Genomic DNA, 26,481 nt, shown 5'->3' with positions numbered 1-26,481 from the left:
AGGGTTGCCGTTTGAGGCTCGAACTCCGCTTTTCATCGCTCCCTCCCCGCCTCCTGAACACGCCGCGACAGCGGTGACAGCAGGTATTCAATGATGCGGCGATCACCGGTCTTGATCTCCGCCGTGGCAGCCAAGCCTGGCGCCAGCGCGCGGCGCCGGCCATCCACTTCGATCCAGGGCTTCAGCAGGCGCACGCGCGCCGGGTAGCGTAGCCCTTCCTTCTCGGTCTGCACCGCATCATGGCCCACGGTCTCCACGATTCCGTCGACCACGCCGTAGCGGGTGAACGGGTAGGCCTCCAACTTCACCTCCACCGACTGGCCGTCGCGGACGAAGCCGGCATCACGATTGGGCAGCATCGCATCGACCACCAGTTCGCCGTCGTGCGGCACCAGCACCATCAGCGGATCTGCCGGCTTCACCACGCCGCCGATGGTGTGCACCTGCAGCTGCTGCACCACGCCGGTCACCGGCGCGCGCAGTACCATGTGCCCGGCCTTGTCATGGGCCTTCTTCAATTCTTCGCCACGCAGCGCGCGCGCCGCTTCGGCCTCGGTCAGGGCGTCCAGTGCTTCACGTGCGAACTCGCTGCGGCTCTTGCTCATCTGCTGGCTGGCCGCCAGTTGCGCTGCGGTCGCTTTGCGCTGCTCTTCGCGTCGGATCGCCAGGTCCTGGCGCATGCCGACAACACGCTCCTTCACTTCGGCCACCTGCAGTCGCGGCACATAGTTGTCGCGGCTCAGCTCCTCCAGCTTGTTCAGCTGGTCTGTAGCCAGCGGCAGCTGCTCTTCCAGCTTGGCGATCTCGGCCAGGATCATGCCGTGCTCGCCATCGCGCTGGCTGCGCTCCTGCTGCAAGCCGCCCACGGTGGAATCGAACTCGCGCTGTTTGGCGGCCACCAGTGCCTGCTGGATGGCAACGATGCTGTCAGATGCTCCCTCCGGTGCGATGAACCGACCGGCCCGGCCGGCAACGTGGTCAACCACGGCCTGCGCCCGTGCCACATCGATCTGCGCGGTCAGCAACGCCTGGCGCGCCTGCTCGACCTCGGCATGGCTGACCGTCGGATCCAGTTCGAGCAGCGGCGTGCCAGCCTTCACCGACTGCCCTTCGACCACATGGATCGCACGGACCACGCCCTGATCCGCCGCCTGGATCACCTTCACGTTGCCGCGCGGAATGACCTTGCCTTCGGCCACGGCAACCATGTCCAGGCGGCCAAGGCACGACCAGACCAATGCGATGGCCAGGAAGGCGATCAGCAACCAGAGAACGGTGCGGCCGATAGGGTTCGGGGGCTTTTCCAGAATTTCCAGCGCCGCCGGCAGGAAGTCCGGCGCGGCCGAATCCCGTTGATCCGGCTGCGCACGCTCTGCGCGCAGGCTCTCGCGCAGGATGCCCAGGTGATGTCTCAGTCCCTTCAACATGCGTGCTGTCCTTGGCTGGGCCCGCAGTGGTCAGTTCAGCGGGGCCGCCACGGCGGGCAGGCCCATCTGTTTGGTGTAGAGCAGTGAGTAACGGCCTCCCGCGCGGAGCAGATCCTCGTGCGTGCCGGTCTCGGTGATGCGGCCACGTTCGAGGGTCACGATGCGGTTGGCCTGGCGTACCGCCGACAGACGATGCGCGATGATGATCACGGTGCGGCCGGCGGACATCCGCTTGAGGTTGTCCTGGATGACCTCTTCGCTCTCCGCATCCAGCGCCGAAGTCGCCTCATCGAAGATAAGGATCTTCGGATCGATCGCCAATGCACGCGCGATCGCCAGGCGCTGCCGTTGGCCGCCGGAGAGATTGCCCCCGCGCTCGTCGATGCGCGTGTCGTAGGCCTCGGGCAGCTCCAGGATGAAATCGTGCGCGCCAGCCAGCTTGGCCACTTCCACCACCCGGCTCATCGGCATCGCCGGGTCGGCCATGGCGATGTTCTCGCGCACACTGCGGTTGAACAGCAGGTTTTCCTGCAGCACCACACCCACCTGTCGCCGCAGCCACGCCGGATCCACCATGGACAGATCGACACCATCCACCAGCACACGGCCGCGCTCCGGGGTGTGCAAGCGCTGGATCAGCTTGGTCAGGGTCGACTTGCCGGATCCCGAGGGCCCGACCACGCCGAGGATCTCACCCGGAGCAATCTCCAGACTGACCGACGACAACACTTCCTGCCCCTCAGGCCGATAGCGGAACGACACGTGCTCCAGCGCGATGCGGCCATCCACTGCCGGCAGGCTGGCACGCGAGGGTGAGCTGGCCGGTTCGGTAGGGGAGTTGAGGATGTCGCCCAGCCGCTCCACGGCAATGCGCGCCTGCTGGAAGTCCTGCGCCAACTGCGCCAGGCGCAGCACCGGCCCGGCAACCTGCCCGGCAAGCATGTTGAACGCCACCAGTTCGCCCACGGTCAGCTTGCCGTCAATCACCAGCCGCGCGCCGAAGAACAGGAGTGCCACGGTGGCCAGCTTGTGGATCAGCTGCACCGCCTGCGAGCCCCAGTTGGCCAGCATGCTGGCGCGGAAGCTGGCCTGGATGTAACCCGCCAGCTGCTTGTCCCAGCGGTTCTGTGCCTGCGGCTCGACCGCCAGCGCCTTGATGGTCTCCACACCGGTCACTGCTTCGACCAGGAACGACTGGTTTTCGGCACCGCGCACGAACTTTTCATCCAGGCGGCGCCGCAGCATCGGCCCGACCACCATGACCACCACCGCGTACAGCGGCAGCGTGATCAGTACGATCAGCAGCAATGCAGGGCTGTACAGCCACATCACGGCCAGGAACACGATGGCGAAGAACAGGTCCAGCACGACCGTCTGCGCCGAGGAGGTGAGGAACTCGCGGATGGTTTCCAGTTCGCGCACGCGCGCCACCGAATCGCCCACCCGGCGCGCCTGGAAATAGGCCAATGGCAGATGCGTGAGGTGGGAGAAGAGCTTCGAGCCAAGTTCGGCATCAACGCGGCTGGTGGTGTGCGAAAACAGGTAGGTGCGCAGTCCGCCCATCAGCACTTCGAACACCGAAACCACCAGCAGGCCGAGGGCAAGCACTTCCAGCGTGGTGATGCCTTTGTGCACCAGTACCTTGTCGATCACCACCTGGAAGAACAGCGGCGTGATCAGTGCCATCAACTGCAGGAAGAACGAGGCTACCAACACGTCACGCAGCAGGCGGCGATACTTCACCAGGGCAGGAATGAACCAACCGACATCGAAGCGCCTCACGGCGCCGGCCACGCTTTCACGCGTGGTCATCAGCAACAGGCGGCCATCGAACTCCTGCGAGAACTCGCCAAGGGACAGCGTGACCGGGCGTCCGTCGGCCGCCGCGTCGAAGCACAACACGTTCTCGGCGTCGGCCTTGAGCACGAGCGTATAGCGCCCGTCGGCCAGGCAGGCGATGGCGGGCAGCGGATGGTCGCGCAGCGCGGTTACCCGCGCCTGTACCACGCGTGCTTTGACGTCCATCCGCTTGGCCAGGCGCAACAGATCCTGTGTATCGATACGGCCTTCGGGGTGGCCCAGCTGGTGCCGGAGCTGGTCGGGGTCGGCAGGCCGATCCAGAAACCCCAACAGGGCGACGAAGCACGCCAGCGCGCCTCCATCGTCCACGCACAGTGACTCCTGCAGATCGATCCCTGATCCGTTACTGCCCACGTCAACTGCCTTGTTGTCCCCTGGTGCGCGGACTCTAGGGCCATGCCATGGCAGCTGTCCATCTGCTGAATGCGCTTTTGTGCAAATCAGGTCAAAGTGATAAATTGGTCACATTTTTCAACATCAATCCCGTTCATCCAGACAGGAGCGCACCTGCGAGCGGAGGGCCAGCCTCATGGCATCATGATCGCTGCACGTTCCCTATCCGTTCCCATGACGATCAAAGGCAAAGCCACCTCCCTGGACATCGCCCACCTGGCCGGGGTCTCCCAGCCGACCGTGTCGCGGGCCCTGCGAGGCAGCCCGATGGTCAATGCCGAGACCCGCGAGCGCATCCTGCGCATCGCCCGCGAACTGAACTACAAGGTCGACAAGAACGCCTCCAGCCTGCGCCTGCGCAACGCCGGCACCCTGGCCCTGCTGTTCTTCGAGGACCCGACCAACGACGACTCGCTGATCAACCCGTTCTTCCACTCGATGCTGGGCTCGATCACCCGTGCCTGCGCCCTGCATGGGCAGGACCTGCTGGTCTCGTTCCAGCAGCTGTCCACCGACTGGCAGGCCGATTACGAGGACAGCAACAAGGCCGACGGCATCATCCTGCTCGGCTACGGCGACTACCACGAATCGCGCGACCGCCTGCAGCGGCTGGTCGAACAGGGCACGCACTTCGTGCGCTGGGGCGCCGCCCTGCCCGGCCAACCCGGCGTCTCGATCGGCAGCGACAACTTCCAGGGTGGGCACGACATCACCACCCACCTGCTGCAGCAGGGCTGCCGCCGCATTGCCTTCCTCGGTCATGCCTCCAGCCATTACCCCGAATTCCAGGAGCGCTACCGCGGCCATGTCGCGGCCCTGCAGGACCACGGCCTGGCCGCCGAACCGGCGCTGCAGCACGATGCGATCACCACCGAGGCCTCCGGCCAGGAGGCCTGCCAGGTGCTGCTGGCACGCGGTGAACCGATCGATGCGATCTGCGCCGCCAGCGACCTGATCGCCATCGGCGCGATGCGCGCCCTGCGCGAGACCGGCCTGCGGGTGCCACAGGACGTGGCGGTGACCGGCTTCGACGACATCCCGCTGGCGGCCTCGGTATCCCCGGCGCTGACCACCGTGCAGCAGGACACCAAGCAGGCCGGACAGCTGCTGGTGGAGCGCCTGCTGGCACTGATCGGCCGGCAACTGGTGGAGAGCCAGAGCATCCCGGTGAAGCTGGTGGTGCGAGAATCTTCGCTGCGCGGGTAAGCGCTGCCAGGCCACCGCCCCACGCCCCAACGCACGACGGCCGGATTCTCCCCCCATGACCAACGGCGGATGCGCACGGAGGCTGATGCGCGGATAACGCGCAGACATCGCCCATTGAAAGGTGTACGTCGCATGCTGAAGATCGATTCGCTGTCCAAGACGTACGCCAACGGCGTGCATGCCCTCAACAACGTCACCCTGGACATCCCGCGCGGCATGTTCGGCCTGCTCGGCCCGAACGGCGCCGGCAAATCGTCGCTGATGCGCACGCTGTCCACCCTGCAGGAGGCCGACAGCGGCACGGCCACGCTCAGCATTCCAGGCGAGGCGCCGATCGACGTGCTGCGCGACAAGGACGCGGTGCGCCGCCGGCTCGGCTACCTGCCGCAGGATTTCGGCGTGTACCCGAAAGTCAGCGCGCTGGACCTGCTGGAGCATTTCGCGGTGCTCAAGGGCCTGACCCAGCGCGCGCAGCGCCGCGAGGTGGTCGATGGGCTGCTGCAGCAGGTGAACCTGTGGGACGCCCGCAAGCGCAAGCTGGGCACCTACTCCGGCGGCATGCGCCAGCGCTTCGGTATTGCCCAGGCGTTGCTGGGTGACCCGCGGCTGGTGATCGTCGATGAACCCACCGCCGGCCTCGACCCGGAAGAACGCAACCGCTTCCTCAACCTGCTGGCCGCCATCGGCGAGAACGTGGCGGTGATCCTGTCCACCCACATCGTCGAGGACGTAACCGATCTGTGCCCGACGATGGCGATCATGAACAAGGGCCAGGTGCTGCTGACCGGCCGTCCTGCCGAAGCCATCGACGCCCTGCAGCACCAGGTCTGGCGCAAGCAGGTTGATCCTTCGGAACTGGCCGACCACGAAGCGCGCTATGTGGTGCTGTCGACCCGCCTGGTCGGTGGCCGCCCGGTGATCCACGTGCACAGCGCCAACGACCCCGGTGACGGCTTTGCGGCCGTAGCTCCCGACCTCGAGGACGTGTACTTCCAGCGCCTGCGCCTGCAGGCCCGTGCCCGCGCGGCAGCCTGAGCGGAGCACGCCATGATCCTCAACTTCTTCCGCTTCGAGCTGCGCGAGCAGCTGCGTTCCCCGCTGCTGTGGCTGCTGGCCGGGCTGTTCGCCCTGCTCGCCTTCGCCGCTGCCTCCAGCGACGCCGTGCAGATCGGTGGCGGCACTGGCAACGTGCACAGCAACGCGCCCACCGTGATCGCGCAGATGCTGGGCATCTTCACCCTGCTTGGCATGCTGGTCACCGCATTGTTCGTCAGCAACGCGCTGTTGCGTGACTTCGAACTCGGCACCGCCGAACTGATCTTCGCCAGCCCGGTGAAGCGCCGCGATTACCTGGCCGGGCGCATCGCTGCCGCCCTGGCGGCCGGGCTGCTGGTCTACGTCCTGATCGCCTTCGGCCTGTGGCTGGCGCCGTTCATGCCGTGGGTCGATCCCGAGCGCATGGGCCCGATCAGCTGGCAGGGCTATGCGTGGACGTTCGCGGTCATCGTCATTCCGAACCTGCTGTTCACCACCGCGCTGCTGTCGCTGCTGGCGGCGCTGACCCGCTCGATCCTGTGGGTCTACATCGGCCTGGTGGCCTACCTGGTGCTGTACGGCGCCAGCGCGGCCCTGCTGCGCGACATCGACAACACGTGGATCGCGGTGCTGAGCGAACCGTTGGGCATGCGCGCACTGGGCCGCACGATCCGCTACTGGTCCACCGCCGAACGCAACAACGGGATTCCCGAGCTGGCCGGTTACCTGCTGGCCAATCGCGCCCTGTGGTTGGGCGTAGCCGCCGCGCTGTTCGCCGCCACCTTCGCGCTGTTCCGCACCGAACGCAGCGGCAGTGGCCGTCGGCGCTGGGGCCGCAGGCAGGCGCAACCGGTTGCCGATGCCAGCGTGGTCCGTCCCACCCGCGCGACGCTGCCGCGCGTGGTACCGGCGTTCACTACCACCACGGCGTGGCAGCAGTTCCTGCGCCAGGTCCGCTTCGATACACGCGGCGTCCTGCGCAGCGTGCCGTTCATCGTGCTGCTGGTGCTCGGCCTGGCCAACTTCCTGCCCAGCGCGCTGTTCCGGCAGACACTGTACGGCACCTCGATCTGGCCGGTCACCTCGCAGATGATCATGGGCCTGCAGGGCGCCTTCAGCTGGCTGCTGGTGATCATCGTGCTGTTCTTCGCCGGTGAGCTGGTCTGGAAGGAACGCAGCGCGCGCATCAATGAAGTGACCGATGCCATGCCGGTGCCGAACTGGGTGCCGCTGCTGGCCAAGTTCACTGCACTGCTGGCGGTGATCGTCTGCTTCCAGGCCGCCGGCGCGCTGGCGGCGATGGGTGTGCAGCTGGCCAAGGGCTACACGCATCTTGAGCCGCTGCTGTACCTGCGGAGCCTGGCGCTGGATTCGGTGGTCTACATCCTGATGGGGGGCCTGGCGCTGGTGCTGCAGGTGCTCACCAACAACAAGTTCGTCGGTTATGCGCTGCTGATCGTGGTGATGATCGGCCAGGGCGTGCTCGGCCTGCTCGACTACACGCAGAACCTGTACAACTTCGGCAGCTGGCCCAACGCGCCCTATTCGGACATGAACGGCTACGGCCACTTCCTGACCGGGCAACTGGCGTTCCAGGGCTACTGGGCGTTGTTCCTGCTGACGTTGATGTGCCTGGCGTCGGCATTCTGGGTGCGCGGCGTCAGCCAAGGGCTGCGCCAGCGCCTGGCCCTGGCCGGCCGCCGCCTGCGCGGTCCGACCGGCGTCTTCGCTGGCGTAGCGGCCTTGGCCTTCATCGGCGTGGGCGGCTGGCTGTACTGGAGCACCAACATCCGCAACGAGTTCATCTCGCCCGACCAGCAGCTGGACCTGCAGGCGCGCTACGAGCGTGAACTGTCGAAGTACCGCACTCTGCCGCAGCCTCGCATCGTGGCGGTGGACAACCGCGTGGACCTGTTCCCCGAATCGCAGTCGATGGTGATCGATGCGAACTGGACGGTGCGCAACACGCATGCCGTGCCGATCCAGGACGTGCATGTCTCGATGGGCGACGACAAGCAGCTGGTCGCGGCTGACCTGGGTGGGCAGACCTTGTCGATGCACGACGCCGACCTTGGCTACCGCATCTACCGCCTGGCCGCGCCACTGCAACCGGGTGAAAGCCGCAACGTCCACTTCCGGGTGGTGCAGAAACCCAATGGCATCACCGCCGGCCAGGCGCCGAGCAACATCGTCGACAACGGCACGTTCTTCAACAGCCGCGTACTGCCTTCCTTCGGCTACAACGAAGGCGCCGAGATCAGCGACCGCAACGAACGCCGCAAGCGCGGCCTCGGCGAGCCGCGGCGCATGCCCAAGCTGGAAGACGAAGCCGCGCGCGCCAACACCTACATTTCCAACGACGCCGACTGGCTCGATTTCCGCACCACGGTCTGCACCGCACCGGACCAGGTGGCGTTGGCGCCGGGCTACCTGCAGAAGGAGACCACGGTGAATGGCCGCCGCTGCTTCAGCTACGCCATGGACCGGCCGATGCTGAACTTCTACGCCTACCTGTCGGCACGCTGGGAGGTGCGCAGGGCGAAGTACAAGGACATCCCGGTGGAGGTCTACTTCGACCCGGCGCACGGCTACAACGTGGACCGGATGATCGAAGCGGTGCAGAAGTCGCTGGCCTACTACGAAGCGAACTTCACGCCCTACCAGCACCGCCAGGTACGCATCATCGAGTTCCCGGGCTATGCGCGCTTCGCGCAGTCGTTCGCCAATACCATCCCCTACTCCGAGGCCATCGGCTTCATCGCCGACCTGCGCGATCCGGACAAGGTGGACTACGTGTTCTACGTGACCGCGCACGAGATCGCACACCAGTGGTGGGCGCACCAGGTGATCGGTGCCAACGTGCAGGGCGCGACGGTGCTCTCCGAATCGTTGTCGCAGTACTCTGCGCTGATGGTGATGGAGCAGGAGTACGGCCGCCAGCACATGCGCCAGTTCCTCAAGCGCGAGCTGGATGGCTACCTGTCTGGACGCGGTGGCGAGGCCATCGAGGAGCAGCCGCTGGAGCGCGTGGAGAACCAGCAGTACATCCACTACCAGAAGGGTTCGCTGGTGTTCTACCGGCTGCGCGAGGAAATCGGCGAGCAGGCGCTGAACCGCGCGTTGAAGCGCTTCCTGCAGGACAAGGGCTATCAGCAACCGCCGTACACCACCTCACGCGAACTGCTGGACTACATCCGGGCGGAGACCCCGGCCGACCGCCAGCAGCTGGTCACCGACCTGTTCGAGAAAATCAGCTTCTACGACAACCGGGTGATGGCCGCCAGCACCCGCAAGCGCGATGACGGTCGCTACGACGTGACCCTGGACCTGCACGCGGCCAAGCAGTACGCCGATGGCAAGGGCAAGGAGAGCGACGGCACGATGGATGACTGGGTTGAGATCGGCGTGTTCGCCAATGGGCCTTCGGGCAAGGAACGCGACCAGAAGGTGCTGTACCTGCAGCGCCACCACATCACCAGCGCCGCGCCGAAGATCACGGTGACGGTGGATGAAAAGCCGGATGAAGCAGGCTTCGATCCCTACAACAAGCTGATCGACCGGGTAAGCGATGACAACCGGCGCAAGGTGACGATGTGAGGCAACGGGGCGCCGGCCTGTCCGCCGGCGCTCCACGCAACAGCTGCGGGCTTGGCTCGGCCTTACTGTAGTGCCGAGCCATGCTCGGCATACTGCCCACGGTGACCGCAAAGCTTCAGCGCACCGTCGCCTTCGGCCCCAGCAACGCCAGCAGCACGAAGACCACGATCGAGGCGACGGTGCCGAGCGCCGCCGGCAACCCGAATGCCCACGCCGAACGGCCCTGCTGGCACGCCCACTGGGCCAGATGCCAGGCCGCGCCCAGATTGATCAGCCAGGCAATGACGAACACCGGCCACAGCACCATGCCCAGGGCGCGCAGCAGGGGCATGGAGACCAACGCGGCAACGATCGCCGCGATCAGGAAGATCAGGGCGGAGCGGGAATGGCGGGGTACAGCCATGGTCACGTTATCAGCCATCAGAAGATGAAGTCCGCTTCCAGAATAACGCTGACTGACATTGGGTGCAGCAGGGGTCAGATTGGATGCCTGACATCAAGATCCTCGGATCTCTGACGAACCGCACGGCGGATACCGATACGCGGCAGTCGCCACGAAGCGCAAGGTGAATGCGTGGGAACACCGTGGATCAGGAAGGTGTACCCGCAGGTACACCCACTCGTCCAAGGAGCCACTTTGTGAAAATGATCTCTGCAGCCACCTTGATTCTCGCAGGCTCCGTGCTTTCCCCGTTCGAGGCACACGCGGTCCAGGTAGTCACCTGTGGCAACTGCACTCAATCCTGGCAATACGAATCCGCTGGCGAGATGGCTCATGGGTTCCGTCGTGGCTGGGAGGCCTACCTCGTGGTCAACCCCAACACCGCCCAAGCGCTTTACGTCACCGTCAACTACATTCCTCCTGGCGAGGTTCCCAGACGCCTCCACCAGGCCCCTTCCCAGGGCGATCTGGGAGTCGCTGCCGACATCAACGTTCCAAGCTGGCGCCTACCGAGCCAACCGGTGCTGACCCGGTATGGGCAAGGTGACTTCGATAGCAGTTCACAGGGCCTGGCAGACGGCGAACGACTTCAGCTTGAAGCGATCGTCCGCATGTCGAAAGAATGGGTGTTCATAAAACCCGTAAACGACAGCGGCTACTTCTCAAGCCTGCATGTCGCAAACCAGTTCATCCCCGCAGTGGACGATGCTATCCGAATCGCGCACACCGCAAACAATCCAGCCTGGCAACACGGGCAGATCAATGGAAACCTCATTGGCTCACTCTTCCGGTCGCTCGAGTACTTCTTCGGGAGAGGCGTTGGCGGCTGCCTGCTGATGGACAACGGCGACACCGCTTGCTGGCAGATCAATCCAATGGCAAGAGGGGCGGCTCGACTGATCAAAGACACCGCCAGGGATGTTTTTGGCCAGGCATTGCCTGAATCAGACACCATCAGGAATGGGGGACAGATTGATATTGATATCGACAAGGGGGATTGGCCACGTGAGATCCGCTACAACTTTAGTGGCGGCTATTACCGATGCGGATCGATAAACGGAAAGCTGGACCGCTGCGAATGGGTCCGTCCCCGCTAGGAGTTCCGTCATGAAGATATGGTTGCAGTTGGGATCGCATTCCCTGGTCGCCATTGCGTTCTCGCTTCTGGGAGCCTTTCACATCACCCATGGACTACCCAGTCTGAAGCAGCAGTACAGCGATGATCTTGCGATGTCCATCCACATGCTTTTCGACGAGGATGGTGAAGCAAGATCCCAGGCTGAACTGCAGTCCAGAATCTCATCCCACATCGTTAACATGCTGTTGCTCTCAGCCAGCTCATCGGCAAAATCGGATGCGGACAATGAGCGTTTGGCAACAATCAGCAAACGCGTTCTCGCACAGGACCTCCTGCGATACATCGAGCGTGACGATGTACGACACAACGCTGTCCTCGTCGCGGGCAACCTGGCTGCCGATTGAGCATGCGATGTCCGAAGTCTCCAAGCCCTGAGGTCGCCCCTTTTCCGACAGCAGTGAGCCGGAGCTCCCAAGCTCATTCAACCGGCACATCCAGCTCACCGCCTGGACGAAGCACCAGGGCACTTCTCCTACAGCGAACGCACCATCACCAGCACACGGTGGCTGCGGTTGTCGGCTTCCTGCAGCGGCTTCCAGCCCAGCCGCGCGTACAGGCCGCCATCCAACGATTCGGTCTGCAGGTACAGTTCGGAAACGCCCATCCGCACCGCCTGCGCCGCGGCCTGTTCGACCAGCGCGCCAGCCAGCCCACGCCCGCGATGACTATCGGCCACGAACACGCTGCCCAGCCAATGCTCGTACTGCGGGAAGGCCTGCATTTCCCGGCGCTTGAGCTGCACGGCACCGACCACCTGGTCGCCATCGAAGGCGGCGATCTGGTGCGGGAAACCCTCGGCGTCCTGAGGTGTGTTCAGCCGCTGCAGTTCCTGTTCCAGCGACAGGCCGGCGTCGCGGCCCCATTCGGCGTGGTACCACCGGGCCAACTGCTGCCGTTCCGGTGCATCGGCGGGTAATACCCTGAATTCCATGGCAATGCCTCGATGGGGAAGCGTTCTGTAGAGTCGAGCCATGCTCGACTGATCTGGCACTGTGCGAAAGGCAGTCGAGCATGGCTCGACTTTACAAATATAGCGCGGTGGCGGTTCAGCCCTGGGCGAAGTCCTTCAGGATCTCGCCCACGCCGCTCGGCGAAATCTCAAAGCCCAGCGAAGTGCCCGGATTGATCACCACGCCATAGCCACCCGGCACGCGGCGCAGCACGTCCAGCATCAGCCAGCGGATCTGGTGATCGGCCTGCTGGCTGTAGATGCCCACCCGCGACGGGTCGGTGAACACGGCCACGTGCAAGGTGCCCTGCTTGTCGAACAGCAGCGGGTCGAAGCCGCTGCCGTCGGGAGTGACCAGGCTGCCGGTCAGCAGCACCACTTCGGAGGCGACGAAGGCCTCCATGAAGGCGCGGATCGGCACCGCCCCGTCCATCGCCGCCTTCAGCAGGGTTTCGATCGGGGTCTGCGGGGCGAGGTCGGTCATGGCGGTACGGCGGGGCGTGAGGGGTGCCTATTGTAGAGTCGAGCTTGCTCGACTGCTCGAAAAGCGTGCCAACCAAGGTTGGCACCCACCAGAGCGGTAGGCAGGAGCCAGGAATCCGGGGTTGCCAGCCAGCGGCCGGCACTACCGCCCCAGCCGCTGATCCCGCGCCTTCTGGTCGGCCATCGCCTTGTCCAGCTCAGCCTGCAATGCCGGCTGCTGCACGGCGGCGTCCAGCACGTAGACCTTCACGCCGTGCGCGGGCACGTCGGCCTTCAGGGAGGCATCCACCTGCAACGAACCGCCGTCCAGTGCATCGCGCCAGCGGCCCGCCTGCACGTAACGCGACACAGTGAGGGTCCTGGTCCGGTCGCCCTTGTTCAGCAGCACCAGCGCGGTCTGCGCCACTTCGCCATGCTGCAGCACGCGGAAGAACACCGCCTCATCACCCTGCAGGCGCTCGTTCACCTGCAGGCCACGCTGCAGCGCCGGCGTGGCTTCGCGCAATCGCGCGATACGCTGCAGCGGCGCGAAGATCGGACTCTCCGGTGCGGCATCCACACGCGGCTGGCCAAAGTAGGCACGATTGCCGGCATGCTCGGCGCGGCCGCGCATGAAGCCGGTTTCCGAGCCGTAATAGACCACCGGAATGCCGCGTGCGGTGAACAGCCAGTTGTGCGCATCGATGAAGCCGCTGTCACTGGCCTGCAGGCGCGGCATGTCGTGGTTGTCGTAGAAGCTCATCAGCTCGTACGGATTGGCGTACGGGCCGCCGGTCAGGTGCAGCGGCTCGCCCAGGGTTTCAAAGCCCTTTCCAGCGGTGCCGAAGGTCTGCTCCAGTGCGCCGCGCAGCGGGAAGTCGAGCACGCTGACATTGGCGTTGGCCGGCCAGGTGTGTTCGGCGATGCTCGCCGCGTTGTAATCGAACGCTTCGCCGAACATGAACATGCCCGGATGTTCAGCACGGATGCGCTTGACGAAGGCATGCCACCACGGGTGCGGCAGCCAGCCGATGGTATCGATGCGCAGCGCATCCACGCCCTGCGCGGTCCACTGCAGGTAAGCACCCACCAGATAATCCATCACCGCCGGATTGTCCTGGTTGAAGTCGGACAGCTCGGCAAGGTTGCCGTCGAAGATCGATCCGTTCTTGCCGTCGACCGGACCGATGTTGTTGTAGAACGCGTGCAGCGGGTTGTGCTTCGGATCCAGCTTCTGCGGTGGCAGGTTCTGGTGGTCGGCGATCAGCGTTCCGTCCTTGTCGAAGATCTGGCCGAACTGCGGCTGCCGTGTCGGCATGGTCCAGGCCGGCGAGCCGTGGTTGCCGACGATGTCCAGCACCACCTTCAGGCCTGCGCCATGCAGGCCCTTGGTCAACCCCGCGAAGTCCAGGTCCTTGCTGGGCAGGTGCTCATCGAGCTTGTAGAAGTTGATGCCCCAGTAGCCGTGGTAGCCGGTCTTGCCGCGATCGGTCAGCGTGCTGGTACAGCTGATCGCCTTGCTGCCGGTGAACGCCTCGTCCGGGTTGTCGATGATTGGCGTGATCCATACCGCGCCGAAGCCGAGGTTGCGGATGTACTGCGCATTGTCGAGCACGCCGCGGAAGTCGCCACCGAGGTAGCCGATATTGCCGTCCACCTTGTCCTGGCACGGCACCGGGATATCGAAGGTGCGATGCGTTCCGCCCTGGTCGCGATGATCGTTGGACGGGTCGCCGTTGACGAAGCGGTCGGTGACCACGAAGTACACCGCATCGCTGGCGAACGGCTCGGTGGTGCCCACATAGTCCGGGCGTGGCGCGGCCGTCGCATGGCCGGCCAGCAGTACCAGGGAAACAGCAACAGACAGCGCACCACGCATCACACCACCTCCGGACGGGACGGAGCCCGCAGCACGCACAGGCCGGCGACGAACAGGCTGCAGCCGCCCAGCACCAGCACATGCATCGGCTGGCCACCCAGCCAGGCGCGCAGGGCAAAGCCGAGCGCGCTGGCCGCAACCAGCTGCGGGATCACGATGAAGAAATTGAAGATGCCCATGTACACGCCCATCTTCGATGCCGGCACGCTGTCGGACAGCAGTGCGTATGGCAGCGAAAGAATGGACGCCCAGGCGAAGCCGACGCCGACCATCGACAGCAGCAGCCAGTGCGGGTCGCGGATGAACATCAGCGAGACCAGACCTGCACCGCCCAACCAGAGGTTGACCAGGTGGCTCCAGCGCAGGCCGATCGCACGCACCATCGGCGGGATCAGTACTGCGGCCAGCGCGGCGAAGCCGTTGTAGGCACCAAACAGCACGCCCACCCAGTTGGCGCCCTCGTTGTAGGCCGGTGACTGCGGATCGGTCGAGCCGAAGTGGGTACCCGCCACCGCGGCGGTGGTGTAGATCCACATCGCAAACAGCGCGAACCACGAGAAGAACTGCACCCACGCCAAACGACGCATGGTCACCGGCATCGCGCGCAGGTCACCGACGATGGCGGCCAGCATATGCGTGGCCGGCAACGCACGCGCGGCCGCCAGCAGCAGGCCATAGCCGGCACACAGGCCGGCCAGCACGTACAGCATCCTGTCGCCCTGCCGCCAGGCGATCAACAGCGCCAGCACCACGCCGAGCCCCAGCCACAGCGCCACCTGCGTCCACGGCGCGGGGCCACTGATCGCAGCCCCTGCGTGGTGCGCCGGCGGCTCGGCATCATCGAAGCCAGCCAGCTCCGTCGGTGAGTATTCGCGGGTGCTGACCACCGTCCAGGTGATCGCCGCCAGCAGCACCATCGCGCCAAAGTAGAACGCATAGCGCACGGTATCGGGCACTTCGCCGGCAGCTGCGGTATTGGCAACACCGAAGTGGGCGAGGATGAAGGGCAGGAAGCTGGCGACGATGGCGCCCACGCCGATGAAGAAGCTCTGCATGGCATAGCCGGCCGGCCGCTGGCGCGGCGCCAGCTGATCGCCGACGAAGGCGCGGAACGGTTCCATCGACACGTTGATCGAGGCGTCCAGCACCCACAAGGTACCGGCGGCGATCCACAGCGTCGGCGAATTCGGCATCACCAGCAGCGCCAGCGTAGTCAGTACCGCACCGATCATGAAGAACGGGCGGCGACGGCCCCAGCGCGTCCAGGTGCGATCGGACAGGTAACCGATCACCGGCTGCACCAGCAGGCCAGTCAGTGGCGCCGCGATCCACAGCCCGGGCACCGCGTCCATGTCCGCGCCCAGTGTCTCGAAGATGCGGCTGGCGTTGGCGTTCTGCAGGGCGAATCCGAACTGGATGCCGAGGAAGCCGAAACACATGTTCCAGATCTGCCAGAACGACAGCTGCGGTTTGGCGGGACGACTCATCGTGCGCCCTCTTCCATCGCCACCGGCGCCACCTTCAGCGCCTGCACCTGGGCCTGGTTGAGCACGCCATCGCGTCCCCCCTTGCCGCCGGTGTAGTGCGCGAAGTGCTGCAGCGCGCTCATGTTGAAGCCCTCTTCAAGCGCGACCGTGCACTGCCCCTTTGGCACCGTGAATGTCGCCGAGGTCGAGTCCTGCATCGCCACGCTGTGTGGCAGAGTGACCGTATGCCGCTGCAATGGCTGGCCCGGGCACTGCAGCACCAGCTGCTTGACCGCAGCGGTGACGCCGGTGTTGATCGGCCCGTTCGGGTTGCGGTACTGCAGGCGCAGGCGCACCTGCCCGGCCTGGGCCGCGGTGAACTGCCAGCGTTCCTCGCCCTTCAGCACCTGCTGCGGACCGACGCAGAGCGTCGGGCTGTGCAGTGATTCCAATGCACCCTCGCGCCGGGTCAGGCTGAGGCAGTGCTGCAGGCCATCGTCGCTGATGTGCACCGGGCCATTGCTGGCGGCGACGGCCCTGCCGTCCTTCCACAGAACCTGCTCGGCTTGCACCGGAACGTTCCAGCCCGTGCCCATGCGCAGGGCCTGCGGTGCCGCCGGTGTTGCGGGCGCACGCGCGTTGGCATCCGCAGTCGTGGCAGCGAAACCGGTTGCTGCCGGGGCAGCGACCAGCTGCACCGTGGTAGTCGTGCCACGTGTGATGGTGCTGCCGGCCACCAGCAGGCCATCGCCCACGTTCTGCGGGCGCTCCAGCACATAGCGCCTGCCGTTGGCTTCCAGCGTGATGCGGGGGTGCGTGCCGAACAGCTCCGGCACCAGCACGGCCGGCAGCTTGGGCTGCACGCGGCCATCGTCCTGCACACCGAACACACCTTCAAGCACCATCGACAGGTAGCCGGCCACCGACCACAACTGGCGTTCGGAGTTGACCACCGGGCCGCTCAGCGCACCTTCCTCGACATGCACGGCCTGGCTGACCAGTTCGTAGTTTTCCATGTTGGAACCGGCCAGCGCCGCGCCCTGCATCAGCGAACGGATCTCAGCGGCGATGCGCGGCGCATCGTCCAGCTGCCGCGCCGCACGCAGAGAGTACGCGCTGACAAACGGCCAGATCGCGCGGTTGTGGTAGATCGGCTGCTGCGATTCCTGCGGCCAGACCACCGGGCTGCCGGCTGGCCCCATCGGGTAGGCAGCCAGTGCACGGCGCGCGCGCTCGGGCGGCAGCACCTCGGCGAGGATGCCCAGCGACAGCCCGAGCAGATCGACCTTGACGTACGGCACCGGGTGCGCGGCTTCGCCGATGTAGCTCATGTACTGGCCCATGTCCTCGCGCCAGAAGCGCGCGTCGATCTGCTGCGCCAACGCATCGGCCCACGCCTTGTAGTCAGCCGCGCGGGCATCACCATGTTGGCCAGCCAGGCGTTCGGCCAGGCGCAGCGCCTGGTAGTGCAGCACGTTGGTGGACAGCGCATAGGAATCGCCGATGAAGCGCACGTCCTCGCGGGTCCAGTCCGGATAGGTCTGCTCACGCCAATCCAGGAACGAGGTCTCACCACGGTACAGGCCCACCTGCGCGTCGAACACCATCGCGCGGTCCTGCGCCAGCGTGCCCTGCAGCGCCTGCCAGACCTGGTCGGCAAACGCGCGATCGTCCAGCAGGTGGCGTGCCGCCAGGAACCACACCACCCGGTCGCTGCTGATCGGCCAGCTGCCGCCGGAACCGGTGTCCTGCGCGACGAACAGGCCGGGCGTATGGCCATCGCGCGCTGCCGAGAGCTTGAACTGCAGCGACTGCCGGGTGCGCTGCGGATCCAGCCGCGCCAGCGCCAGGTCGGCGGCGAAGCTGACATCGCGGGTCCACACGTAGGGCCAGCGCGCGCCGGTCTGGAAGCACTCGCACGGCACCGGCCGGCCTTCGTCGAAGGCGGGATCACGGATCGCATCCACGCGGTCCTGGTCCATCTCCTGCTGGGCCAGCGCGAACAGTGCATCGAACATCACGCTGCCGGTCTGGCTGCGCATCGGCATGGGCGCGATACGTACCTCTCCCTTCGGCGCATGCAGCACGAAGCTGCCGTTGGCAGCGGCTTCGGCACGCGCATGGCGGCCGTCGAATTGCAGGTCGGCCGCCTGCGCGGTCGATCCCAGCGCTGCCCCCAGGGCAGCGGTCAGGCAAATGATCTTCAGCATCGAAGCGGCGGACCGGCTTGCGCCCGTCGGCCTCCCTCCCTCTCTGCACGCGTTGTAGGTCCGCACCGTCGTTGTCGGCGGGCGGGCGCGGCCCCTCCCTCAAGGTGCCTTGGCCCCATGGTAGACGCGGGGCTGTCGGCTGCGTCCAGCTGCATACGTATTCATGGCGTTGCGCGGTAGCGGGCCTGCCGCGCTGGCTTATGGTCCGGGTCTGCCAACGGCGCCTTGGGAGGGGAAATGCCGATGTCGTCCACTGCTGTACGCACTGTGCTCGCGCACGTGTTCGGCCTGGCGTTGCTGGGAATGACCACGCTGTCGCAGGCTGCGCCGCAGGTCCTCACTGTCGAATCGCCTGGCAGGATGCTCAAGGCCAGCATGGTGCTGGACGGCGGCACGGCGCGCTACCGCGTCGAGCGTTTCGGCGAGACCGTGGTGGAGGATTCGAAGCTGGGCTTTGCTTTACGCGATGGCCGCCTGGACCGCGATTTCGCCCTGCTCGGCCAACAGCAACGCAGCGTCGATGACAGCTGGGAACAGCCCTGGGGCGAGCGCCGGATTACCCGCAACCGTTTCAATGAGCTGACCGTTCATCTGGCCGAGACCACCGGCAGCAAGCGCCGGCTGGATGTGGTGTTCCGCGTCTACGACGATGGCATCGGCTTCCGCTACGTATTCCCCGGGCAGCCGAACCTGCGCGAAGCGATCATCGATGACGAGCTAACCGAGTTCGCCATTGCACAGGATTCCACCGCGTGGTGGATCCCTGCCGGCGAACCGATCCACTACGAGTATCTGTACCAGCGCACGCCGCTGAATGAGGTGCCGCTGGTGCATACACCGATGACCCTGCGCAGCCGCGACGGCCTGCACGTGGCGATCCATGAGGCCGCACTGGTGGACTACGCCGGCATGTGGCTGCGCCGCACCGAAGGCCAACGCCTGCGTGCGCAGCTGTCGCCTTCGGCCGAAGGCTGGAAGGTGCGCCGCACCCTGCCCTTCGCCACGCCGTGGCGCACGCTGCAGATCGCCGACCGTGCCGGGGGCCTGGTCGAATCGGACCTGATTCTCAACCTCAACGAGCCCAATGCGCTGGGCGACGTGAGCTGGGTGAAGCCGGCCAAGTACCTGGGCGTGTGGTGGTCGATGCACCTGGACAACGAGAGCTGGGCGACCGGGCCGAAGCATGCGGCCACCACCGCGAAGACGAAGAAGGTGATCGACTTCGCCGCCGCGCACGGCTTCCGTGGCGTGCTGGTGGAAGGCTGGAATCCGGGCTGGGACGGCATGTGGGTGGGCAATGGCTACGACTTCGATTTCACCCGTGCCACGCCCGATTTCGACATTGAAGCGCTGTCGGCGTATGGCCTGAACAAGGGCGTGCACCTGATCGGCCACCATGAAACCGGCTGCGCCATCGAGCACTACGAGGAGCAGCTGGGCGCTGCGCTGGACCTGTACGCGCGGCTGGGCGTGGACCAGTTCAAGACCGGCTACGTCTGTGACGACGGCCAGGTCGACCGCCGCAATCCCTCGGGCGGCTCGCTGTGGCGCGAGTGGCACGACGGTCAGTTCATGGCGCGCCACCACCTGAAGGTGGTCCAGGAAGCGGCACGCCGGCACCTGTCGGTGAACCCGCATGAGCCGATCAAGGACACCGGCCTGCGCCGCACCTATCCCAACTGGATCTCGCGCGAAGGCGCGCGCGGCATGGAGTACAACGCCTGGGGCCAGCCACCGAATCCACCAGAACACGAGGTCAACCTGGTGTTCACCCGCATGCTGGCCGGGCCGATGGATTACACGCCCGGCATCCTCAGCCTGAAGGGCCGCCACGGCCAGGCTATTCCCAGCACGCTGGCACGCCAGCTGGCGCTGTACGTGGTGCTGTACAGCCCGATCCAGATGGCCGCCGACCTGCCCGAGCACTACCTGCAGCATCGCCAGGCATTCCGTTTCATCGAAGACGTCGCGGTGGACTGGGAGCAGAGCCGCGTGCTTGATGGCGAAGTGGGCGACTACGTGACGATCGTGCGCCGCGACCGCAACAGCCGCGACTGGTTCCTCGGCAGCATCACCGACGAGCACGGCCGTGTGCTGCCGGTGTCGCTGGGCTTCCTGGAACCGGGCGTGCGCTACCGCGCCGAGATCTACCGCGATGGCGAGGGCGCGGATTTCCGCAGCAATCCGTTCGCGTTCATACGTGAAACCCGCGAGGTGACCAGCGCCGATGCACTGACGCTGGTGCTGGCACCGGGTGGTGGGCAGGCCATTCGTTTCACGCCGCTTTGAATGCCGCGGTAGTGCCGGCCGCTGGACGGCAACCCGGTGAACGCGATTGCTGGCCAGCGGCCGGCACTACCGCAAACAGAACCTGAAAGCGATTACATCCCTGCAAACGCCATTGAATACGTATGCAGGGTGATTCCCGCGAAGAACGCGCTGCCTACCATAGCGGCGACGACAGCGGCCACCGCGTCGCACGTCCACGGTCACTCCGGGACGTTCACGAATCGATCTGCAACATTGCCTGGGAGGGGAAAATGTTGAACCACAAGCGCAGCGCGCTGAGCATCGCGCTGGCCGTTGTCCTGGCGCCGACGCTGGCGTCGGCACAGTCCACGCAGAGCACCACCACGCCGGCCGCCACCGCCGCCACCAACCTGGATACGGTGCAGGTCACCGGCATCCGCCGCGGCATCGAGAACGCAATCGCGATCAAGCAGGACGCCACCTCGGTGGTCGAAGCGATCTCCGCCGAAGACATCGGCAAACTGCCTGACGTCAGCATCGCCGAATCCATCTCGCGCCTGCCCGGCCTGGCTGCCCAGCGCGTGGCCGGCCGTGCGCAGGTGATCAGTGTGCGTGGCCTGTCGCCCGACTTCGCCACCACCCTGCTCAATGGCCGTGAAGTGGTCAGCACCGGCGACAACCGCGGCGTCGAATTCGACCAGTACCCGTCCGAGCTGGTCAACGGCGTGACCGTGTACAAGACCCCGGACGCGGCGCTGGTCGGCCAGGGCCTGTCGGGCACCATCGACATGCAGACCGCACGCCCGCTCAGCTTCGGCGAGCGCGTGATCGCAGTCAGCGGCCGCTACCAGAAGAGCTCCCTGGGCCGCGCCGCCAACATCGACCCGTATGGCAACCGTTTCAGCGCCAGCTACATCGACCAGTTCTTCGACAACACCCTGGGCATCGCCATTGGTTATGCGCACAGCGACATGCCGATCCAGGAGAACCAGGTCGGCCTGTACGAGCCCTGGACCACCGAACACACCGACAAGGGCGAGCGTCGCGGAATCGCACCTGGCACCTACTTCACCGATGGCATCAAGGCCCTGCGCCGCACCGGCAACAACAAGCGCGACGGCGTGATGGCAACGATCCAGTTCCGCCCCAGCAACAGCTGGACCAGCACCTTCGATGCGTTCCACACCGAAGCCGAGCAGATCGACACCGCCAACCAGTTCGAGCTGAGCCTCAGCGGCAACGGCGAGGACAGCAACAATCCCAACGCGATCCTGCCGGTGTTCAGCAATGTCGGTCGCAATGCCGATGGCAGCTTCACCGGTGGCACGATCAACAATGCGTACCCGCTGGTGCGCGGCATGTACAACAAGCGCAAGGACAAGATCGATGCGTTCGGCTGGAACAACGAGTTCAACGTCGGTGGCGTGAAGCTGGTCGCCGACCTGAACTACTCCAAGGCGACCCGCCGCGAGATCAACCTGGAAAACAACCTGCAGCTGGTGCCGCGCCCGCAGTTCGACACGATCGGGCTGGTGGTGAACAACAACATCTTCTCGCAGATCACGCCGGGGCGCGACTACTCCAATCCGGACAGCCTGTTCCTGACCAACACGATCTATGGTTCCGGCTATGGCAAGGTGCCAGAGGTCGAAGACCGCTTGAAGGGCGCCAAGCTGGCGGCGACGCTGCCGGTTCCCGAGGCCATGTCCAGCTGGTTCTCGGATGTGGACGTGGGCGTGAACTATGCCGACCGTCGCAAGCAGAAGGCCCAGGCCGAAGGCAACATCCTGCTCGGCGCCCAAGGCGAATCCACCATCGCACCGGACCTGCAGTACCGCCCGGTCAACCTCGGTTTCGCCGGCATTGGCTACATCCCGTCGTGGAATGTGCCGGCAGCCGTCGGTCGTTACATGACCTTCAACCCGGTCGACAACCTGGACTACCTGATTCCGAAATCCTGGACGGTCGAGGAGAAGATCACCACGGCGTGGGCACGCCTGAACATCAATACCGACATCGGCGTGGTCGGCGTGCGCGGCAACATCGGCGTGCAGATGCAGCACACCGACCAGAGCTCGGATTCGCGCTACTGGGACAGCTCGCAGCCGGCGGGCAGCAACATCCAGCCCTTCTCTGCCGGCAAGACCTACAAGGATTGGCTGCCAAGCTTGAACCTGGTGTTCATGTTCCCGCACCAGCAGACGCTGCGCTTCGCCGCCGCCAAGCAGGTCGCGCGCCCGCGCGTGGACCAGATGCGTGCCGGCCTGGAATTCGGCGTGGATACCAACAACGGCCGCCCCGGTGGCAGCGGTGGCAATCCGCTGCTCGATCCGTGGCGCGCCACCGCGCTGGATCTGTCCTATGAGAAGTACTTCGGCGAGAAGGCCTACGTGGCTGCGGCGATCTTCTACAAGGACCTGAAGAGCTACGTATACACGCAATCGGTGGACAACTACGACTTCAGCGGCCTGCTCGGCAACTACGTGCCACCGCCGGGCATGACCGCACCGGTGCTGACCACCGGCACCTTCTCCACGCCGCAGAACGGCAAGGGCGGCACCTTGAAGGGTCTGGAGCTGACCGGGTCGTTCCCGCTGGAGATGCTGACCGACAGCCTGCGCGGCTTCGGCGTGCAGGCCAGCGCGACCTTCAACAAGAGCGACATCACCATCCTGGATCCGGAGAGCGCCTCCAGTGTGGGCACCGACCCGATCAGCCTGCCGGGACTGTCCAAGCGCGTGTACAACTTCACCGCCTACTACGAACGCAGCGGCTTTGAAGCACGCGTGAGCCAGCGCCGCCGTTCGGACTTCATCGGTGAGATCGGCAACTTCAACGGCAATCGCACCCTGCGTTACGTGGTGGGCGAGAACGTGACCGATGCGCAGGTCAGCTACACCTTCAGCGACAGCAGCAGCCTGCGCGGGCTGACCCTGCTGCTGCAGGGCAGCAACCTGACCAACGAGCCGTACCGCACCTACGCCGGCAGCAAGGACCGCCCGCTGGAATACATCGAGTGGGGCCGCACCTACATGCTGGGCGTGAACTACAAGTTCTGACCACGACCGGGTAGTGCCGGCCGCTGGCCGGCAACACAAGGGGAGCGGGACCGGAAACCCGCTGCGCAGGCAGCGGGTTTTCTTTTGCGCGGATGCCGGCCGTTGGTCGGCAAGGCCCATCCACGCATGGCGTGGATAAGGGCCATCCCCAGTAGATCCACGCCATGCGTGGATGCCCTTCACCGGAAGCCCACCCACAAAAAAGGGACGGGGCGCTTCGGCCCCGTCCCCGCAAGTACCGCCACCGGAGAAAACGGTCAGCTGCGTCGGGCGCAATACACCGCGCGCGGCGGCAGCTGGAGTTCATTGCCCTGCACCGTGCCCGCATCCGGGCCTGGCACCGCCACCTGCTGCCAGTTGCCCGGCGGCAGCGGATGGCTCACCGCCTCGGCCGACAGGTTGAAGGCCAGCAGGAGGGTTTCATCTGCAAGCATACGCTCGAACATCAGCACTGGCTCGGCGCTTTCGATGAATCGGATGCTGCCATGCAGGAGTGCCGGCTGGCTATGCCGCCAGGCCAGGAACCCGCGGAACGCAGCCAGGACCGAGTCCGGGTCGCGCTCCTGCACCGCCACGGCCGCGGCGCGGTGCTCGGGCGGAATCGGCAGCCACGGCTGGCCGGCGGTGAAACCGGCCAGCGGCGCGTCGGTCCACGGCAGTGGGGTCCGGCAGCCATCGCGGCCCTTGAAGTTGGGCCAGAAGGTGATGCCATAGGGGTCCTGCAGGGCCTCGAACGGCACCTCGGCCTCGGCCAGGCCCAGTTCCTCGCCCTGGTACAGGCAGACCGAGCCGCGCAGCGAGCACAGCATCGCCACCAGCATCCTCGCTAGGCGCGGGTCAGCCGGGTGGCCGCCCCAGCGGCTGACGGCCCGCTCCACGTCGTGATTCGAAACCGCCCAGCACGGCCAGCCTTCGGTCATCACGGCTTCCAGCCGCGAGACCGTATCGCGGATGTAGGCCGCGCTGTAGTCGTCCACCAGCAGCTCGAAGCTGTAGCCCATGTGCAGGCGACCATCGCGGGTGTACTCGGCGGTGGTGGCCAGCGAGTCCTCCGAGGAGATCTCACCCAGGCTGACCGCCCCCGGATACTCGTCCAGCAGCGCGCGCAGCCTCTCCAGGAACGGCAGGTTCTCCGGCTGGGTGTTGTTGTAATAGTGGTACTGGTAGGCGTACGGGTTGTCCGGGCTGAAGCCGCGACCGAAGCGCTTCTCCGCCGGCTTGGCCGGGTTGTCGCGCAGCTGCGCGTCATGGAAGCAGAAGTTGATCGCATCCAGGCGGAAGCCATCCACGCCGCGGTCCAGCCAGAAGCGCACGTTGTCCAGGGTGGCCTGCTGCACGTCCGGGTGATGGAAGTTCAGGTCCGGCTGGTCGACCAGGAAGTTGTGCAGGTAGTACTGCTCTCGGCGCGGCTCCCACTGCCAGGCGCCGCCGCCGAACAGCGACAGCCAGTTATTGGGCGGCGTGCCGTCCTCGCGCGGGTCCGCCCACACGTACCAGTCGGCCTTGGGGTTGGTCCGGTCCTGGCGGCTCTCGCGGAACCAGGCGTGCTCGATCGAGGTATGGCTCAGCACCTGGTCGATCATCACCTTCAGGCCCAGACCGTGCGCCTTGGCCAGCAGGCGGTCGAAGTCGTCCAGGCTGCCGAACAGCGGGTCGACGTCGCGGTAGTCGGCGATGTCGTAGCCGAAGTCGGCCATCGGCGATTTGAAGAACGGCGAGATCCAGATCGCGTCCACGCCCAGCGTTGCGATGTGGTCCAGGCGCTGGATGATGCCCGGCAGGTCGCCTACCCCGTCGCCGTTGGCGTCAAGGAAACTGCGCGGGTAGATCTGGTAGATGACGGCTCCGCGCCACCATGGATAGTGCGACATCGACAGCCCCCCTCCGGGCGTGCGGGACCCGCCGGGAGCGGGCCGAAATCCTGATGCCGCAAGCTTAGCGGTGGCCTCACGGGCATGGCGCAACCTGCATACGTATTCACGCAGGCGGCATCCGTGGCCGGGCCGCGGACGCCGGCCTGCCCGGTTTGCGCCCGAATTCACAGGCAACGCCTATAATCAGCGATGAGCCTGAAAGCCTGATCGCATGACCATCACCGAAGACACCCGTCCCGCCCTGGGCCTGCCCCAGATCCAGTCGCTTGCCGCGGCCGACATGGCCGCCGTCGACGCCCTGATCCGGCGCCGCCTGTCCTCGGACGTCGTGCTGATCAACCAGATCGCCGACCACATCATTTCCGCCGGCGGCAAGCGCCTGCGCCCGATGCTGGTGATGCTGGCCGGCCATGCGGTCGGCCAGGCCGGTCCGGACCACCACCAGCTGGCGGCGATCATCGAGTTCATCCATACCTCCACCCTGCTGCACGACGACGTGGTGGACGAATCCAGCCTGCGCCGTGGCCGCAGCACCGCCAACGCCCTGTGGGGCAACGCGCCCAGCGTGCTGGTCGGCGACTTCCTGTACTCGCGCAGCTTCCAGCTGATGGTCGAACTGGAACGCATGTCGGTGATGCAGATCCTGGCCGATGCCACCAACCGCATCGCCGAGGGTGAAGTGCTGCAGCTGCTGCACGTGCACAACCCGGATACCGACGAAGCCGCCTACCTGCGCGTGATCGAGCGCAAGACCGCGGTGCTGTTCGCCGCCGGCACCCGCCTGGGCGCGCTGGCCAGCGGCGTGGATGAAGCCACCCAGCAGGCCCTGTTCGACTACGGCATGCACCTGGGCTACGCGTTCCAGATTGCCGACGACGTGCTGGATTATTCGGCCAATGCCGAGGAGCTGGGCAAGAACCTGGGTGACGACCTCGCCGAGGGCAAGGCCACGCTGCCCCTGATCCATGCCATGGCCCATTCGGACGCCGCCACCCGCGAACGCCTGCGCACCATCGTGCAGGACGGTGATGCCTCGGCGATGCCGGAAGTGCTGGCCGCGATCCGTGCCACCGGCGGGCTCGAGTACAGCCGCCGTCGCGCCGAGGAATACGCCGAAGCCGCCGAACGTGCGCTCGATGGTCTGGCCGACAACGACGCCGTCGCCGCCCTGCGCGGCCTGGCCCGCTACGCGGTGCAGCGTTCGCATTGACCGCCTTCGGTAGTGCCGGCCGCT

Annotated in this window: 17 protein-coding genes; 8 read left to right on the top strand and 9 right to left on the bottom strand. The window is 65.7% G+C overall.

What is annotated here, in order from left to right; translation table 11 throughout:
- Positions 1–32: 32 nt before the first annotated feature.
- On the bottom strand, positions 33–1,427 hold the full coding sequence (locus tag ACZLIB_RS05825; RefSeq protein ID WP_049422738.1) for an HlyD family type I secretion periplasmic adaptor subunit: 1,395 nt from the start codon (positions 1,425–1,427) through the stop codon (positions 33–35).
- 30 nt (positions 1,428–1,457) lie between these two features.
- Positions 1,458–3,596 carry a type I secretion system permease/ATPase gene (locus tag ACZLIB_RS05820; protein ID WP_235202901.1) on the bottom strand — a complete coding sequence of 713 codons (2,139 nt, stop codon included), beginning with the start codon at positions 3,594–3,596 and terminating at the stop codon, positions 1,458–1,460.
- 258 nt (positions 3,597–3,854) lie between these two features.
- On the opposite strand from ACZLIB_RS05820, the gene ACZLIB_RS05815 reads away from it, so the two are divergent.
- The 3 genes from ACZLIB_RS05815 (at position 3,855) to ACZLIB_RS05805 (ending at position 9,518) form a co-directional block, all read left to right on the top strand.
- Positions 3,855–4,886 carry a LacI family DNA-binding transcriptional regulator gene (locus ACZLIB_RS05815; RefSeq protein WP_478469352.1) on the top strand — a complete coding sequence of 344 codons (1,032 nt, stop codon included), beginning with the start codon at positions 3,855–3,857 and terminating at the stop codon, positions 4,884–4,886.
- Positions 4,887–5,018: 132 nt separating this feature from the next.
- Complete coding sequence (locus tag ACZLIB_RS05810; RefSeq protein WP_057499784.1) at positions 5,019–5,921, top strand: ABC transporter ATP-binding protein; 903 nt, start codon at positions 5,019–5,021, stop codon at positions 5,919–5,921.
- A gap of 12 nt (positions 5,922–5,933) precedes the next feature.
- Positions 5,934–9,518 (top strand): ABC transporter permease/M1 family aminopeptidase, encoded by a 3,585-nt coding sequence (locus tag ACZLIB_RS05805; RefSeq protein WP_478469351.1) that lies wholly within the window; start codon positions 5,934–5,936, stop codon positions 9,516–9,518.
- A gap of 115 nt (positions 9,519–9,633) precedes the next feature.
- Here ACZLIB_RS05805 and ACZLIB_RS05800 read toward each other — a convergent pair whose 3' ends face one another.
- A complete protein-coding gene (locus ACZLIB_RS05800) occupies positions 9,634–9,921 on the bottom strand; it encodes a hypothetical protein (RefSeq protein WP_197615753.1) in 288 nt (95 codons plus the stop codon).
- A gap of 236 nt (positions 9,922–10,157) precedes the next feature.
- Between ACZLIB_RS05800 and ACZLIB_RS05795 the strand changes: the two genes are divergently transcribed.
- Together ACZLIB_RS05795 and ACZLIB_RS05790 are read left to right on the top strand one after the other, a co-directional pair.
- Positions 10,158–11,057: a hypothetical protein gene (locus ACZLIB_RS05795; protein WP_152905240.1), complete on the top strand. Its 900-nt coding sequence runs from the start codon at positions 10,158–10,160 to the stop codon at positions 11,055–11,057.
- 10 nt (positions 11,058–11,067) lie between these two features.
- Positions 11,068–11,442, top strand: coding sequence for a hypothetical protein (locus ACZLIB_RS05790; RefSeq protein WP_049422733.1), 375 nt, complete (start codon positions 11,068–11,070; stop codon positions 11,440–11,442).
- Between the two features lie 128 nt (positions 11,443–11,570).
- Here ACZLIB_RS05790 and ACZLIB_RS05785 read toward each other — a convergent pair whose 3' ends face one another.
- The 5 genes from ACZLIB_RS05785 to ACZLIB_RS05765 form a co-directional block, all read right to left on the bottom strand.
- On the bottom strand, positions 11,571–12,029 hold the full coding sequence (locus tag ACZLIB_RS05785) for a GNAT family N-acetyltransferase (protein ID WP_478469349.1): 459 nt from the start codon (positions 12,027–12,029) through the stop codon (positions 11,571–11,573).
- Between the two features lie 115 nt (positions 12,030–12,144).
- Positions 12,145–12,531, bottom strand: coding sequence for an SseB family protein (locus ACZLIB_RS05780; RefSeq protein WP_071227802.1), 387 nt, complete (start codon positions 12,529–12,531; stop codon positions 12,145–12,147).
- Between the two features lie 141 nt (positions 12,532–12,672).
- Positions 12,673–14,388, bottom strand: a complete 1,716-nt coding sequence (locus tag ACZLIB_RS05775) for an alpha-amylase family glycosyl hydrolase (RefSeq protein ID WP_478469347.1) — start codon at positions 14,386–14,388, stop codon at positions 12,673–12,675.
- Positions 14,388–15,875 (bottom strand): MFS transporter, encoded by a 1,488-nt coding sequence (locus ACZLIB_RS05770; RefSeq protein ID WP_478469346.1) that lies wholly within the window; start codon positions 15,873–15,875, stop codon positions 14,388–14,390. The genes ACZLIB_RS05775 and ACZLIB_RS05770 overlap by 1 nt, the downstream gene beginning before the upstream one ends.
- The gene (locus ACZLIB_RS05765; protein ID WP_478469345.1) at positions 15,872–18,064 is read right to left on the bottom strand and encodes a glucosidase family protein; all 2,193 of its coding nucleotides are present in this window, start codon (positions 18,062–18,064) and stop codon (positions 15,872–15,874) included. The genes ACZLIB_RS05770 and ACZLIB_RS05765 overlap by 4 nt, the downstream gene beginning before the upstream one ends.
- A 237-nt stretch (positions 18,065–18,301) precedes the next feature.
- Here ACZLIB_RS05765 and ACZLIB_RS05760 point away from each other — a divergent pair, with 237 nt between their 5' ends.
- A complete protein-coding gene (locus ACZLIB_RS05760; RefSeq protein WP_478469344.1) occupies positions 18,302–20,353 on the top strand; it encodes a glycoside hydrolase family 97 protein in 2,052 nt (683 codons plus the stop codon).
- Between the two features lie 251 nt (positions 20,354–20,604).
- A complete protein-coding gene (locus ACZLIB_RS05755) occupies positions 20,605–23,373 on the top strand; it encodes a TonB-dependent receptor (RefSeq protein ID WP_478469343.1) in 2,769 nt (922 codons plus the stop codon).
- Between the two features lie 257 nt (positions 23,374–23,630).
- Here ACZLIB_RS05755 and ACZLIB_RS05750 read toward each other — a convergent pair whose 3' ends face one another.
- Complete coding sequence (locus ACZLIB_RS05750) at positions 23,631–25,244, bottom strand: alpha-glucosidase family protein (protein ID WP_478469342.1); 1,614 nt, start codon at positions 25,242–25,244, stop codon at positions 23,631–23,633.
- Between the two features lie 214 nt (positions 25,245–25,458).
- On the opposite strand from ACZLIB_RS05750, the gene ACZLIB_RS05745 reads away from it, so the two are divergent.
- Positions 25,459–26,457, top strand: coding sequence for a polyprenyl synthetase family protein (locus tag ACZLIB_RS05745; RefSeq protein ID WP_336685023.1), 999 nt, complete (start codon positions 25,459–25,461; stop codon positions 26,455–26,457).
- The last annotated feature ends 24 nt before the right edge of the window (positions 26,458–26,481 follow it).

Source organism: Stenotrophomonas sp. 220_Sma, from assembly GCF_056487375.1.
This window is presented reverse-complemented; position numbering and strand designations above follow the sequence as displayed.